This is a genomic window from Rossellomorea sp. FS2 (assembly GCF_047915635.1).
In the GTDB taxonomy this organism is placed as follows: Bacteria; Bacillota; Bacilli; order Bacillales; family Bacillaceae_B; genus Rossellomorea; species Rossellomorea marisflavi_A.
In genome coordinates this window covers 131,970-146,500 of sequence record NZ_JBLRVS010000004.1, presented here as the reverse complement: position 1 = coordinate 146,500, position 14,531 = coordinate 131,970, and the positions used below count along the sequence as shown (strand labels likewise).

General features: G+C 49.0%; 12 protein-coding genes. 6 read left to right on the top strand and 6 right to left on the bottom strand.

Annotated features, from left to right (window positions below):
- Positions 1 to 112: 112 nt before the first annotated feature.
- The 4 genes from ACNA6I_RS11345 to ACNA6I_RS11330 all read right to left on the bottom strand — a co-directional run bounded on the left by ACNA6I_RS11345 (position 113) and on the right by ACNA6I_RS11330 (position 5,842).
- The gene (locus ACNA6I_RS11345) at positions 113 to 3,271 is read right to left on the bottom strand and encodes a bifunctional cytochrome P450/NADPH--P450 reductase (protein ID WP_416313316.1); all 3,159 of its coding nucleotides are present in this window, start codon (positions 3,269 to 3,271) and stop codon (positions 113 to 115) included.
- Positions 3,272 to 3,316: 45 nt separating this feature from the next.
- On the bottom strand, positions 3,317 to 3,913 hold the full coding sequence (locus tag ACNA6I_RS11340) for a TetR/AcrR family transcriptional regulator (protein ID WP_416313315.1): 597 nt from the start codon (positions 3,911 to 3,913) through the stop codon (positions 3,317 to 3,319).
- Positions 3,914 to 4,154: 241 nt separating this feature from the next.
- A complete protein-coding gene (locus ACNA6I_RS11335; protein ID WP_416313314.1) occupies positions 4,155 to 5,129 on the bottom strand; it encodes a sensor histidine kinase in 975 nt (324 codons plus the stop codon).
- A gap of 14 nt (positions 5,130 to 5,143) precedes the next feature.
- Positions 5,144 to 5,842, bottom strand: coding sequence for a LytR/AlgR family response regulator transcription factor (locus tag ACNA6I_RS11330; protein WP_048005077.1), 699 nt, complete (start codon positions 5,840 to 5,842; stop codon positions 5,144 to 5,146).
- 161 nt (positions 5,843 to 6,003) lie between these two features.
- Here ACNA6I_RS11330 and ACNA6I_RS11325 point away from each other — a divergent pair, with 161 nt between their 5' ends.
- Positions 6,004 to 6,756 carry an ATP-binding cassette domain-containing protein gene (locus ACNA6I_RS11325; RefSeq protein ID WP_048005076.1) on the top strand — a complete coding sequence of 251 codons (753 nt, stop codon included), beginning with the start codon at positions 6,004 to 6,006 and terminating at the stop codon, positions 6,754 to 6,756.
- Entirely contained in the window at positions 6,746 to 7,903 is a 1,158-nt protein-coding gene (locus ACNA6I_RS11320) for an ABC transporter permease (protein WP_416313313.1), read from the top strand. Before ACNA6I_RS11325 ends, ACNA6I_RS11320 begins: the two co-directional genes overlap by 11 nt.
- 258 nt (positions 7,904 to 8,161) lie before the next feature.
- On the opposite strand, the gene ACNA6I_RS11315 is transcribed toward ACNA6I_RS11320, so the two are convergent.
- Positions 8,162 to 8,746, bottom strand: coding sequence for a hypothetical protein (locus tag ACNA6I_RS11315; RefSeq protein ID WP_231578723.1), 585 nt, complete (start codon positions 8,744 to 8,746; stop codon positions 8,162 to 8,164).
- Positions 8,747 to 8,907: 161 nt separating this feature from the next.
- On the opposite strand from ACNA6I_RS11315, the gene ACNA6I_RS11310 reads away from it, so the two are divergent.
- The 4 genes from ACNA6I_RS11310 (at position 8,908) to hflX (ending at position 12,916) form a co-directional block, all read left to right on the top strand.
- Positions 8,908 to 9,732, top strand: a complete 825-nt coding sequence (locus ACNA6I_RS11310) for an SDR family oxidoreductase (RefSeq protein ID WP_416313312.1) — start codon at positions 8,908 to 8,910, stop codon at positions 9,730 to 9,732.
- Positions 9,733 to 10,185: 453 nt separating this feature from the next.
- On the top strand, positions 10,186 to 10,515 hold the full coding sequence (locus tag ACNA6I_RS11305) for a PadR family transcriptional regulator (protein ID WP_048012567.1): 330 nt from the start codon (positions 10,186 to 10,188) through the stop codon (positions 10,513 to 10,515).
- Positions 10,512 to 11,276: an HAAS domain-containing protein gene (locus tag ACNA6I_RS11300; RefSeq protein ID WP_048012566.1), complete on the top strand. Its 765-nt coding sequence runs from the start codon at positions 10,512 to 10,514 to the stop codon at positions 11,274 to 11,276. The genes ACNA6I_RS11305 and ACNA6I_RS11300 overlap by 4 nt, the downstream gene beginning before the upstream one ends.
- A gap of 374 nt (positions 11,277 to 11,650) precedes the next feature.
- Positions 11,651 to 12,916, top strand: coding sequence for a GTPase HflX (gene hflX, locus ACNA6I_RS11295; RefSeq protein ID WP_416313311.1), 1,266 nt, complete (start codon positions 11,651 to 11,653; stop codon positions 12,914 to 12,916).
- 39 nt (positions 12,917 to 12,955) lie between these two features.
- Here the strand turns inward: hflX and ACNA6I_RS11290 are convergent, their stop codons facing one another.
- A complete protein-coding gene (locus ACNA6I_RS11290; protein ID WP_048005070.1) occupies positions 12,956 to 14,359 on the bottom strand; it encodes an alanine/glycine:cation symporter family protein in 1,404 nt (467 codons plus the stop codon).
- Positions 14,360 to 14,531: the final 172 nt, after the last annotated feature.

The window sequence follows — 14,531 nt, the reverse complement described above, 5'->3', positions numbered from 1 at the left end:
AAGGTGCCAGCCACAAAAAGGGGAAAAGGTGCCAGCCACAAAAAGGGGAAAAGGTGCCAGGCACAACAAAAAAAGAGAAGCGGCCATGCGGCCTGCTTCTCTTTCAATATGTTTACGCACCTGCCCAGACGTCTTTACCATAGCGTCCTTCTTTTTCGAGGGTTTGAAGCCAGTCGATGGCTTCTTGCTGGGTGGTTTGGTACAACGTTTGGTAGTGCTGTTGCAGGGTGGTTTCCACGTCGGGTGCCATCTTGCTTCCGTCTCCGCAGATGTAAAGGTGTCCACTTTCTTTCAGCAGTGGGAGGATGACGTCGGCATTGTCGGCGAGTGCATGCTGGACGTAGCGTTTGTCTTCACCCGGGCATCGGGAGAAGGCAGTGTGAAGGGTGACGAGGCCTTCTTTTTCGGCTTTACGCAGTTCGTCTTCGTAAAGGAAATCATGTTGCGGGTTGCGGCATCCGAAGTAGAGGTGTGCCTGACCCAATGTTTCTCCGTTTTCCTTGCGATGGCGTCTTTCCTGGATGAATCCTCGGAATGGGGCGATGCCCGTTCCTGGTCCCACCATGACGATCGGTGCTTCGCTTTGCTCTGGAAGCTGGAAGTTCGATTGTGGTGTATGGATGAAGCAGGCGATTTTGTCACCTGAAGTTCGATTGGCAAGGTAGTTGGACGCAATTCCAGCGTACTCCCCTTTTCCACTCCATGCGGCACCGCGGACGACGCTGACAGTGAGACTCGCTTTTCCTTCCTGATGGGATGGAGCACTTGAAATCGAGTAGTATCTCGGTTTCAATGCAGGCAGTAGTGACAAGAATTGTCCGAATGGAATTTCGCATGCCATGTAGGCTTCCACGAGTTCTAGCATGGTGAAGCGTTTTGTCAATACTTCATCCCTGTAAGTTGAATCTTCGAGTAATGCCTCCAGTTCCACAACATGGGGAGGACAAACCGTTGTGGCAGCAACTGCACGGATTTGTGCGCGTGTTGCAGGTTCTTGCATTTCCACATGGTTGGCAAGCAACTCGGAGATCTTCACTGGCATGCCAGATGGAAGATGGGAGGTTGTTCCGCTCTCGGCATTCAGCTGAACATAATCATCTCCGTTTAACGCAAATCGTTCAAGGACCCGTTCGATCAATTCAGGTGGATTTTCCGGAAGGACTCCGATATGGTCTCCTTCACGATAGCTGATTCCCTCTGGGAGACTGACTTCGATATGACGTGTGCTTCGGCCGCTATCTTTATGAAGCAACTCGCGATTTTCGCTGATTACGGCAGTGAATGCATGGTGGGCACGGGCGATCGGCGTGTGACTGACGTGGCTCACATATTCAAGCTCGATGCTTGTATCCGCTGTTTGCTCACTTGGGAGATCAAGGTCGAATGCATCGGCTAGAGCCGGCCAAATGTCTTCTTTCCAGGAGTCATATTGACCTTCGAAGTCATCGCTTGCGTCTCCGAATCCAGGGCTGGTCAGTCTGATCCCACCGCCTTCTGCAAGTTTCTCATCGATCAGGAATGGGATGCGCTGATACGTATTGGCCCAGTTTTTATCCCCGCACCCGAATACGGAAAAGTGTACATCTCCGATGGCAGGTGAGGTTTCCAGCCAAGAAACGAATTCGTCTGCATTATCCGGGGCATTCCCGTTATATGAGGCAGATGCGATGAGTACGGCACCTTGGTGAGGGAGGCCGTTGCTGTATTCATTAAGCGGAGCAGTCTCTACATCGAATCCGAAGCGGCGGCCTTTCTCGGCAAGCTCCATGGCAATTCCTTCGGCCGTTCCCATATTCGATCCATACAGGACAAGAAGGGGAGTACCGTGTGAGTCGATCACTTGTGAGTCGTCTTCCTTTTTCTCATCTGTAGCTGTGGCGGGTGCTGCAGCCAAGGACACGGCTCCTTTGCGAGGCTTCACTTGCATGGTCAGCCCATCAGGCTTCAGGGTCAATGCTTCCTTGATGGAAAGCTTATAGTCTGCGTCCTCGATGAAATCGAAGTGCTGGATGACCATACCGAGTACCAATACGGCCTCGTGCATGGCGAATTGTTGCCCGATGCACGCGCGCTGTCCGTTTCCGAACGGCTTGAACGCATGATGCGGCACCTCGGAAGGATTCTCGAATCGTTCTGGGATGAAGGATTCCACGTCGTCGCCCCATACGGAGGCGTCGCGATGAAGTTGTGGGGACAGGATCGTGAACTCATCCCCTGCGGCTACGGAATACCCGCCTGGAAGGGATGTATCTTCCTTCGCATAAAGTGTGAAGGCCGGAGCGGTCGGCCATAACCTGAGTGATTCGTTCAGGATCATCCTTACGTACTTCAGTTGTTTCACCTGTTTGTAATCTGGTATCCCATCGCCTACGACGCTTTCTACTTCCTTCTGGGCTTTCTTTAGCACCTCTGGATGCTTCATCAGATAGTACAGAGTGAAGGAGAGCAGTCCGCTGGTTGTTTCATGCCCTGCAATCAGGAAGGTGATGATCTGGAAGCGGATGTTCTCGTCACTGAGTGCTTCACCTGTCTCTGGATCGACACCTTTCAGCATATGAGAAAGAAGATCGTCTTCTCCTTGATCTCCGTTCTCCTTCCGTTCTGCGATCAGGTTGTCGACTATGGAGAACATATACTCGATATCTTCCTTGAACTGACGTTTATTCTTGATCATCAGTTTATCCTGGATGCCGAGACGCTGATTCTGATTCATTGCTTCATCCAGTGCGCGCACCATGGAATCGACGAATGGATGTGAATCTTCACGGTAAAAACTGTTAAAGCGGAAGTTGAAGCCGCACAGTCCGATCGTATCAAGGGTCAGGCGGGTCATATCCTCTGGAATATCAACAGCCTCCCCCGGATTCAAGCGCGCCCATTTCTGGATGAGTTGGGACGCGATGTCGACCATTTTGGCATGATAGCCTTTCATGGCCTGCTGGCTGAAACTGGGTAGGAGGATGTTATGGGCCTTTTTCCAGTTCACCTCTGTCGTTTCGCTTGTGAACAGTCCATCACCACCGAATGCGCGCACTTTTTGAAGGGCGGGGCCGACTTTTTTATCGAATTGTTTTTCATTACAAATGGCTTTGGCGAATTCGGCTCCCGATACAAATGTGCTCTTGTGTCCCGGGAATTGGAATTGATAGATCGGACCGAGTTCCTGTGCGAGTTTGATAAATGACTGGACCGGCTTTTCACGGTCGATGAGCGGCATGCTGCCGAGTGGTCCATAGGTTCGTGCGAGAGGATAAATAGTTGTTTGAGTCATGTGGTCATGGCACCTCTTTCAGTGATTTTATGACGGAATGAATATTCATTCCGCTTGCGGTTTGATTAATTGGATGGCGTTCCATAAGCTTTCTTCCACATCTTTCAGAAGGGAAGCATCGGGTTGGATATCGCCCGTTTCCACGATTCTCTGAAGCTCAAGGAATGCTCCATAGATGATGGAGAATAGCACGGGAGATGGCAGAGGCTTCAGCTCCATCATCGTTTTTCCCGATTCAAAAAATTGCCCGAGAAGCTTGGTGAGCTCATCAAAGCAATCATGGCTGTCCTGGTTCAGGAAATGGGCACTGCTATGCATCTTGATGAAATAAAGAGCATGAGGATTACAGGTCGTAAACGAAATCATGGAGCTGAAGATATGGTGAAATTGCTCCCGGATCGATGACGAATACGGGTAATCCGTCCGCAATGCATCGGTGAAGCGGGTGACATTCTCTTGGAAGAGATGATTGCCGAGAACTTCTTTATTCTCGAAATAACGATAAATCGTCCCTGCTCCCACTCCTGCTTCTGTTGCGACCATTGGAATGGTAGTGGCAGCGAATCCTCTTTCTGCGAAGGTTTTCAGTGCCCCGTGGATAATGCTTTGTCGTTTTGTAACAGTGGCGGTCAAAAAATGCACCCCATTTCAGTAGTTGATTCTGCATGAACTTCGATGAATACGATGTTCATTACGTTATAGTGTATACCCTTTGGAGGGATGAACTCAATCAAGCATTGGACCCATAATATATGACGTTTTGGTCAAAATTGGGCAGGAAGTTGGGGGTCATTCAGGATTCACTGTATGGAAACCATTCTTATATAGAATTTCATGAATCAGGAAAATGCAAAAAAGGAAGAAGACACAGTCTCCTTCCTTTTTAGTGGATGGCGGGGAATTTAAGCTTTACTTCGAAGTGCTGATCTTTGTGGATGAAATCAAGGTAGCCTCCGTACTCATTCACAATTTCCATGATCATGGCGGACCCTAATCCCTGGTGCTCTCCGGATTTCGTGGTGATCCCGTGGGTTTGATACAGCTTATCCAGGACCGGCCCTGGAATCTTGAGGCTAGGATTGACGACCTTCAAGATATAAAGGCCACTCCGTTTGGAAAATTGCATGGTGATGGTTCCTTTTTCACCGGTTTCCTCCTGCCATTCAGCTGCGGCATCGATGCTATTGGAGAGGAGGTTCCCTAAGAGCATCACCAGCTTTTTATCCGTCATCGGCATCGTCGAAAGAGGGAGGTCCGTATCATACACCATGCTGAGCCCTGCCTTGGTGGCATCACGATACATCTGATGGAGGATGCCCGCGATGCTCCCGCGTTCTCCCTTGATGGAGAGGTTGGTTTCTTCATATCCGTCCACTAGGTCATTCAGGTACATCTTTGCTTCGGAATGCTGGTCGTGGTCGAGCATGAAGTGGAGGGCTGAGACATGCTTCAGGAAATCATGCCGCTCGCTCCTGACGATCCGGAACGTCTCATTCAAATGTAGTCTTTCTGTTTCAAAGTGTTGTTTCTCGATAATCATGATGGAAAGCTTTACTGATAAATCCGTGCGAAGCCACTCCAATCCTATAAAGACAAGTAGAAGGAGAATTCCTGTGATCAAGGCCGTCCCCATGAGAGAAGGGATAATCAGGAAAAGCTGCAGGAGATAGAACATCCCATCCCAGCGGTTACCCATTGAATGGAGAGGGGTTTTGCGGGAGATGGCGTACATCACCCCCATGACCAAGAACGCAGGTAATAGATAAGAAACGATCCAGTGGTAGCCCGTGAGGATCCCGTGGAGATGGATGAATCCCAAGACGATGATGATACCCCGGTGAATGAATGGTTTTGTCAATATGCGTACACCTCTTAAAAATAATGCTCTTGCAGGAAGTCGACTTTTTCCTTGGTGATCATGGCCTGTTCTTCAATGCCTTCAAAAGTGATCACATATGAATTCTTCGCATACAACGAAAAGTTCTTCACGTAATGGATGTTGATGATGAAGGATCGGTGAGACCGGATAAAATCGCGCTCCCTTAGTTCTCCTTCCAGTTCATTGAGGGTGAGATACGTTTTGATCTGTTCGTTCCTTGTGTATATGGTGGTGGAACGTCCGGAACGCTCGATGAAGATGATGTCCTTCTTCTGGACAATATGGATGTTGTTCTTTTGTTTCAAGTACAGCCTGCCCGTCATCTCGGCGGATTTGGACTTTTCCATGAGCCGCTGTACCGATTGCTGAAGGCGCTCCTTGGAATAGGGTTTCATGATGTAGTCGTGCACATTCAGTTCGAAGGCGTGGACGGCATATCCGCTGTTGGCCGTTACGAAGATGACGGCAATGCTAAGGGCATGGGAGTGGATGATATCCGCAAGTTCATAGCCTGATAGATGAGGCATTTCAATATCGCAGATCAGTAGATCCACCGTTTCTTTTTTAATTTGTTCATAGGCTTCTTCGGCCGACGTGGTGGAGAAGACGATGTCTGCACCCTCCACACCTGATACGATGACCTGAAGTTTATCAAGATCGATGACCCGATCGTCAACAAGACCAATTTTCATAGCAATCGCCTTTCATTTGGGTTTCTCTGACCATTTTACCATTTTCAAGAGGGGTTATGGCATTTTCACGACAGAAAAAGGAACATTCGCGACCACTCCGGAGACGGCCTGCGCTTTCCCTAGTAAGATAAATACAAGAAACCAAACAAGGAGCGGTGAAGATGATTGAAATCAATGAGGTCACAAAGAAATTCCAGGATAAGAAAAAATCCATCACGGCACTGAAGCATGTGAGCTTTACCATCGGGAAAGGGGATACGGTCGGATTGCTCGGGGAGAACGGCGCCGGCAAGACGACCCTCCTCCGCACGATTGCGACCCTTCTGGAGCCGACCGATGGCAGCGTGAAGGTGGGGGGCTACGATACGGTCAAGAATCCGGATCAGATCAAGCGGAAAATCGGCGTGCTCTTTGGCGGTGAGACCGGTTTGTATGACCGCCTGACGGCGAAGGAAAATCTTGAGTACTTCGCGAGCCTGTACGGGATGAGCAAGCATGACACGAAGATAAGGATCGACGAACTCGCCAGGATGTTCGGCATGAGGGACTATCTTGGGCGGAAAGTCGGCGGGTTCTCGAAGGGTATGCGCCAGAAGGTGGCGATTGCCCGCACCCTGATCCATGACCCGGAGATCATCCTTTTCGATGAACCGACGACGGGGCTTGATATCACATCTTCCAATGTGTTCCGTCAGCTTGTCCATCAGCTGAAGCGGGATGGGAAGACGATCATATTCTCGAGTCATATCATGGAGGAAGTCACGATGCTGTGCGACAAGGTGGCGATGGTCCATAAAGGCGAACTCGTCTATCATGGACAGTTGGAAGACCTCTACGCGCAAGAAAACAGCCGCGATCTGAACTTTATCTTTATGAGCAAGCTTGTGAGGGGAGATGAGTACCATGCTTCTTAATATCTTTAAAAAGGAAATGAAGGATGCGTTCAGGGATCGACGTACGCTACTGTTAACGGTGCTTTTGCCTATTCTCATGATGACGGCATTGACTTTCATCTATGAGGGGATGATGTCTGACAGTGAGGGAGATTCCTACACACTTGCAGTGAGCAAGGATGTATCAGACGAGCAATTGGCCTTGTTCCAGGGAGATAAGAGTATCGATGTGGCCAAAGTCGAAGATCCTGAAAGCAGTGTTAAAGATGGAGATGCCCTTGCAGCTGTCGTTTTCAGCAACGATTTCATGGGGAGTGTCCAGAGAGGGGAAGAAGCAACAGTCACCATCGTGGGTGATTCCATGAGTGAAAACTCCAGCCTCTTGATGAGCAAAGTGACTGCCTATCTATCAGGCTATGAAAAATCTGTCACGGCAGAAAGATTGAAGAGTGAAGGCTTGGATGAATCGACGATCCAACCCTTCACGATGACCCAGCAGGAGTTGTCTGAAGAAGATACCGGGCTTTTCCTCATTGCCCTGATCATCCCGATGATGATGGCCCTTGCCATTGGAATAGGGGCGGGACCTGTATCAGCTGATCTGTTTGCCGGTGAAAAAGAAAAGAAAACAATGGAAGCCCTCCTGATCACGCCGGTGAAGCGTTCTACTCTTCTATGGGCGAAATGGTTGACCATCTCATCACTGGGGCTCATTACAGGGATGATCACATTGCTCGTGGTGACCGTGGAAATTGCATTCTTTACTGAAAACTTGAGGAAAGGCATTTCCTTCGGGGATCAGCTTCCGCTCATCGTAGGGCTTGCGTTGGTAGTGGCTGTCGTGTACGCCATGTTTAACGCATCGATCTTGATGCTGACGAGTATCGCGGGGAAAACAATCAAAGAGGCTCAGAGCTATAGTACTCCAGTGATGATGCTGGCCGTATTCCCAAGTTTGTTCATTTCCGGAGTCAGCGTCAACGAACTTGCTGCCCATCACTTCCTCATCCCGATCCTGAATATGTTCAGCATCCTGAAGGAACTGATCTACGGGGTTGTCGACCCCGTCCACCTATCCATGATGATCGGTACGAACCTGATCGTCGTCGTGGTCATCTTCATCATCGGTCGCATCATGTTCCTGAAGGATAAATGGGTGATGAATTAAACAAATGAACACCGCTCCACGAAGGGACGGTGTTCACTTTTGTACAGCCTATTTTCTTGAATCTAGTAATCTAGCTTATACCCTCTAGTATTCCGTGCATATGATAGGAGTAAGAAAGGGGGAGATTCATTTGATACAAGGCTGCGCAGACTTTGCACTTGCCATGGTCCTGTTGATCCTTTGGTACATTACATCATGGACACCTTGCTCCATTTTGCGTAATACGCTGAAGAACAGACTGTGCTGTGTCATAGGATGCTAGTGAGAGGACCTGGTCGTTCGGCCAGGGCTTCTTTTCTTTTTGGGCGGCTTTTTGAAAAAGGACCGGACAACAAGGAAGATACCTATAATGGCCGCATAGATCAGAAAGAATGCGAGGAATCCCCATAGGCCGATGATGGCATCGGCGAATTCCATGTTCCCCCGCTGGGTGATCGCCTGCTGGATCTCGATGGCGAAGACAAGGACGAACATGAAGGTAAGGGTGTACATAAAAGAGAGGCCTGCGATCCCAAACGGCATCTTTGCCGCTACTTTGGATACGGCATAGACAAAAAAGAATACGAGCATCCCGATGATGCCCATCACCCAGAAATGCAAATCTTTGTCGGTCAGGTTCAATCCCAGGCCATCTGTGACTTCAATAACGATGTCGTGGAAGTTATTGATCACTTCTACGATGGAAATGATGGCTTCTTTCAATCTCATCCCGCCTTTACTCAATATGCACTGATTATAGCAGGGGAAGAAGGGGATGGCTACTAATGTTAGGAAATGAATGGAAAGGGTGAGGAGCTCATGCTCATGAAAATCTGCGTGGATGTGGTGATTGACCTGCTTCATCTGGTTTTCGTTTTTCTAGGATGGGGTACGCGGATGTAATAGAGAAGATGAACCGGTTACAATATCAGTGCCTGTAGGGTAGGAAACATCCTTATGTTTACTTCTTCACAAATCGGGAAAACTCCCATTAGACAACCAATCGAACAGGAGGATTCAGAATCATGGGAAGATTAGACAACAAAGTATCCATCATCACAGGAGCTGCAACCGGCATCGGCGAAGCCACGGCAAATGTATTTGCTGCAGAGGGGGCCAGAGTCATCCTTGCCGATGTAGATGAAAAACAGGTGATTAAAACCGCAGAGAATATCCGGAAAGAAGGTGGACAGGCAGAGGCGTATCATCTTGATGTGTCCAGCGAGGAAGGCGTCAAAGCGTTTGCATCCCATTTGAAAGAGAAGTATGGCACGATCGATGTGCTCTTCAATAACGCCGGAGTCGATGAGCAGGGCGGGAAGGTCCACGAATATCCTGTAGAGCTATTCGATAAGATCATTGCCGTTGATCTACGCGGGACATTCCTTGTCAGCAAATACCTGATCCCCCTCATGCTCGAGAAAGGCGGATCCATCATCAATAACGGATCCATGTCTGGACACGCAGCGGACCTTGATCGCTCAGGATATAATGCCGCCAAGGGAGGCATCATCAACTTTACCAAAGCAATGGCCATCGACTATGCACGCCACGGCATCCGGGTGAATTCCGTTTCTCCGGGCACGATCGAAACCCCTCTCATCGATATCCTTGTCGGTGGGAAAGAGGATGATATGGGTGAAAAGTTCCGCGAAGCCAATAAGTGGATCACCCCGATGGGTCGCCTCGGTCGCCCGACAGAAATGGCGACGGTAGCCCTGTTCCTAGCATCTGATGACAGCTCATATGTCACGGGAGAAGACATCAAGGCCGACGGAGGCATCATGGCGTACACCTGGCCAGGGAAGATGCTGATCGAACAAGATGAATGGAAGAAGGGAACTGAATAAGATCCATCATCAAAAGAGGCTGGGACAAGAGTGTTTTAGTCATAGTAAAACCCGAACTATCTTGCCTGAGATAGTTCGGGTTTTTGATTTGTTTCATGACCATTACTATTTACTTGATCCTAGCGGTTGATTGGAGTGCAAGACGAAGACTCCAGCGGGAAGAGTAGCTGATGTGAGACCCCGCAGGCTTGCCGAGGAGGCTCACGGGCTACCCGCGGAAAGCGAAGTCTTGCACGGAAATCATGAGCGGTATAAAGAAGCCATACTGATTGTTCGTCATGACCTTTTTTGTTTTGTCCCAATCTCTTTTTGTGATTAAATAAAAACTGCATTGCTAATAATGGAAACATTTGATAAACTACAACTACTTTGTAATGCAACCTAGTTTGCGTTGCATTCTTTTTCCTCAACTATGTTGTAAAGCAAAATAGTTGAGGGAGAAAGGAGGACGATATGTCATCGAGCCAATTATTGAAGGGTGTACTGGAGGGGTGCCTCCTTTCGATCATCTCAAAAGGAGAAACATATGGGTATGAAATGATCGAGAAATTGGCCCAGCACGGCTTCACAATGGTGAAGGAAGGAAGCATCTATCCGTTGCTCCTGCGCATGAAAAAGGATGGGCTGGTGACAACGGTCCAGAAGGAGATGCCTTCAGGAGGGCCTAAACGAAAATATTATCACCTCACCCCTGCAGGGCAGGAAGAACTGGAACAGTTCAAGGTCAGGTGGAGGGACATGTCGACGAGCGTGAATCGATTGATGGAGGAGGAAAAGAAATGAATGTTTCAAAGGAAAGCAGGGACTTCCTGGACCGGCTGAGTATTTACTTGATTACAAGCGGGAAGAACGAAAAAGAGATTAGGGAGATCACGGGTGAACTGGAAGATCATCTACACGAAGCTGAACAGAACGGGAAAAGCGTCGAGGACATCACCGGACTGACCCCGAAGGCGTACATGGATCAGATTGCGAAGGAGATGCCGATTGATAAGGTGGGGATCCTTAAGTATGCAACTCTCTTGATCTTTGGAGCCGTCGCTTTTTATGTCATGGGGGACGCGATTAAGGGAACAATGGATTATTCATGGATCATCATCATCGGTTTACCTGTCATGATCCTGCTCTATGGTGGGATGGTGGCAAGGCTGTTTAAATATACGGCAGGAAAAGTATTAACAAAAAAGAAGGAATTCACGCTCTATATTATGATGGGGGGAGTACCGCTTATCGGTATGGGAGCAGTTGTATTTTTAGACCTTTTCATAGGAGATACAGCCGTATCGTTTGGTACCACGGGAAGAGTGGTTGGATTCGTAATATGCGCCCTCATCCTGATCGGGATATCGATCTGGTCTAAGACGCTCATCATGATCTTACTTCCTATTGTCGTATTTGTACCCCAATATTTTATCGAAAGATCTTCCTGGTCGGAAGAAACACAGCTTATGATGATCGGGATGATATTTCCTATAGGCTTCATGATTTCCCTGGGCATTTCCTTCTTACAGATCTGGCGAAAGGAACGCAAACAGATTGCGTAATCTGTCGGGAGGAATCCCTTTCTTTCACGCGATTTCTATGGTAAGATGACTGTACTTATAGGAATGGAGGTTTTCCAAATGATCTTGATCAGACTACGAATCCGCGAATGGAACGCATAATTGAATACGTTCAATGCTCTGCCTGTGTGCAGGGTAAATGGGATTGGTCTGATCGATTATAAGGGAAGCCTCGAACGTGGAGCCTTATCATTGAAATTGAATACCGACCGGTTGGCGCATGATGGGGAAGTGCGGATTTCCCCATGCCTTTTTCCGTTTACGAAAAGCACAGGCAGAGGTCTGGGCTTTTTTTCGTATAGAGGACCGATCCAGATCCTCCCCTAAGGGAAGATCGATGAAGGAGTGAGAAATGAATGGAAGAACAAAAATTAAAAGCAATCGCCATCGGCGTGAATACAAAAGACCGTGATAATGACTTTGAATACGGGATGCTCGAGCTCAAGGGGCTTGCTGAAGCACGCCATATGGACGTAGTGGGTGAGTTCACCCAGAATATGCAGCGTCCCAATCACGTGCATTATTTAGGGAAAGGGAAGATCGATGAGCTGAGCCCCCTCATAGAAGAGTGGGAAGCGGATGTGATCATTTCGAATGATGAGCTTTCACCTTCGCAAATCAGGGTGCTGGAGAAGAAGCTTGAGCTCCGTGTGATGGACCGGACCATGCTCATTCTCGACATCTTCGCTGAACGCGCGAAGACAAGGGAAGCACAGCTTCAGGTGGAAGTTGCACAGCTGCAGTATATGCTGCCCCGTCTGATTGGACGGAGGGAGTCCCTCGGCAGACAGGGGGGAGGCTCAGGACTTGCCAACCGTGGTGCCGGTGAGACGAAGCTCGAGCTCGACCGCCGTCGCATCGAGGACCGGATCACGGCCCTCCGCAAGGAACTTGACTCCCTCGTTGAACTGAGAAGCACACAGCGGAAGCAGCGGAAAAAGAGCGGCATTCCCGTTGTTTCCCTTGTAGGCTATACAAATGCCGGCAAATCGACGACAATGAATGCCTTTATCGAGCGATTCCACCACAACACCGACAAGCAGGTGTTCGAGAAGGATATGCTGTTTGCCACGTTGGAGACATCCGTGCGTAACATTACGCTGCCAGATCAAAAATCATTCCTGCTGACCGATACGGTCGGTTTCGTCAACAAGCTGCCCCATCAGCTTGTCAAAGCTTTCCGCTCGACGCTCGAGGAAGTGGTGGAAGCAGACCTGATCATCCATGTGGTGGATCTGGCAGACCCCCATCACGACACGATGATGGATGTGACGGACAAAACGCTTGAAGAAATCGGAGTCGGCGATACACCGATCCTGTACGCATTCAATAAAGCAGACCTTGTTGGTGGGGATATCCCCCGCGTGGAGCAAGGCGGTGTCTTTTACTCTGCAAAGCAGAGGATCGGTATCGAAGAACTGCTGGGTGAAGTGAAAAAACAGATCTTTGGCGATTATAAGACATGCACGATGCTCATCCCGTATGACCAGGGGCAGCTGATTTCTTATTTTAACGAACAGGCAACCGTCCTTGAAACTGAATATGATGAGAAAGGCACCATCCTGAAAGTGGAATGCAGGGAAAGTGATGCCGAACGGTACCGAGACTATATCATCGCATGAACAAAAGCCCCGTCCGGGATGAAGGACGGGGCTTTTTGGTTACTTCTTCTTGGTTGTTGCGGGAAGGTATTCGTTGAAGTAGTGCTTCGTTTCACTGGATATCACCTTGTAAAGGAGTATGAGTGCGATGAGGTTCGGGATCATCATGAGCGCATTGGCCATGTCGGCGAACTTCCATACGACATTCAGATTGGCAATGGCACCGGCGAACGTTGCGATCACATACACGAGGCGATACGGTACGATGAAACGGTAGTTGGTCAAGTATTCAAAGCATTTCTCCCCGTACATATACCAGCCGACAATCGTGGAAAATCCGAAGAACACGACGGAAAACGATACGATGTATTCCCCAGCCGTGCCGAGGGCATGTCCGAAAGCGGCGCTGGTCAGTGCCCCGCCATCCAGGGAAGGATCGTGGGCCACACCGGAGAGCAATCCGCCGGACGGATCCCAGAAACCTGTGATGAGCAAGACGAGCCCCGTCATTGTACAGACGATGATGGTCACGATGAACGTACCGGTCATGGCCACAAGAGCCTGTTTCACCGGATGGTCGGTCTTGGCATTCCCGGCAATGAGGGCCGCCGTTCCGAGTCCGGATTCATTGGAGAAGATTCCTTTCGAGAACCCGCTCCTCACGGCCTCTGCCACTACGACCCCTCCGAATCCACCTGCTGCTGCAACGGGATTGAATGCATATTCAAAGATCAGGGAGAAGGATGGGATGATCATATCGTAATTGATGAAGATGATCAGCAGGGATCCTCCTATATAGAGGAACGCCATAATCGGGACGAAGAAGGATGCCACGGTCGAGATCCTCTGTATGCCCCCGAAGATGATAAGTGCTGTCAATACAGCCAGGGTGATCCCGGTGATCCATGGATTAATGGAAAAGCTGGAAGTCATGACATCGGCGATTGTATTGGATTGGACGCTGTTGCCGATCCCGAGTGCTGCAAATGCCCCGAAGAGAGCAAAGGCGACACCGAGAAATTTCCATTTCCGTCCCAGACCTTTTTCCACGTAGTACATCGGTCCACCGGAGTATTCGCCGTTTTTGTTTTTTACGCGGTATTTCATGGCCAGTAGGGCTTCGGCGTACTTTGTGGCCATCCCCACTAGACCGACGACCCACATCCAGAAGATGGCTCCGGGTCCGCCAATCGTGATGGCTGTGGCCACCCCTGCGATATTCCCGTTACCGATCGTGGCCGACAATGCGGTCATCAGCGTTTTGAAGTTGGAGATATCCCCCTCGGATGAGTCTGTCGAAGCGGACGGTTTTTCTTTCGTAAATGCGAGTTTGAATGCATAGAATAGCCTGCGGAACTGAATGCCTCTCAATACCAGTGTCAAAAATAGGCCTGTCCCGAATAACAGTACTAAACTTGGTGTTCCCCACAAGAATGAATTGATCTTGTCTAGTACGTCTAACATCGAATCCTCCTCTAGCTGTCTGTGAATATGTGAGTTTCCAACTCTTATTATATATAGTATCATCAAGAATGTGGATACCGTTTTGTCGAAAAATGAAAGTTGAAGCGTTTTCAATTGTGTGTTTTCACAAATGAGTGGATAATGTTTGTAAGGATGGAAATGTACTGGAGGG

Excerpts from the sequence above, each read along its gene's own strand:
- ACNA6I_RS11310 (WP_416313312.1), top strand. The coding sequence starts at position 8,908 with ATGGGAAGATTAGACAACAAAGTATCCATCATCACAGGAGCTGCAACC.
- ACNA6I_RS11315 (WP_231578723.1), bottom strand. The coding sequence starts at position 8,746 with ATGAAGCAGGTCAATCACCACATCCACGCAGATTTTCATGAGCATGAG.
- ACNA6I_RS11330 (WP_048005077.1), bottom strand. The coding sequence starts at position 5,842 with ATGAAAATTGGTCTTGTTGACGATCGGGTCATCGATCTTGATAAACTT.
- ACNA6I_RS11305 (WP_048012567.1), top strand. The coding sequence starts at position 10,186 with ATGTCATCGAGCCAATTATTGAAGGGTGTACTGGAGGGGTGCCTCCTT.
- ACNA6I_RS11290 (WP_048005070.1), bottom strand. The coding sequence starts at position 14,359 with ATGTTAGACGTACTAGACAAGATCAATTCATTCTTGTGGGGAACACCA.
- ACNA6I_RS11320 (WP_416313313.1), top strand. The coding sequence starts at position 6,746 with ATGCTTCTTAATATCTTTAAAAAGGAAATGAAGGATGCGTTCAGGGAT.
- ACNA6I_RS11345 (WP_416313316.1), bottom strand. The coding sequence starts at position 3,271 with ATGACTCAAACAACTATTTATCCTCTCGCACGAACCTATGGACCACTC.
- hflX (WP_416313311.1), top strand. The coding sequence starts at position 11,651 with ATGGAAGAACAAAAATTAAAAGCAATCGCCATCGGCGTGAATACAAAA.
- ACNA6I_RS11300 (WP_048012566.1), top strand. The coding sequence starts at position 10,512 with ATGAATGTTTCAAAGGAAAGCAGGGACTTCCTGGACCGGCTGAGTATT.
- ACNA6I_RS11325 (WP_048005076.1), top strand. The coding sequence starts at position 6,004 with ATGATTGAAATCAATGAGGTCACAAAGAAATTCCAGGATAAGAAAAAA.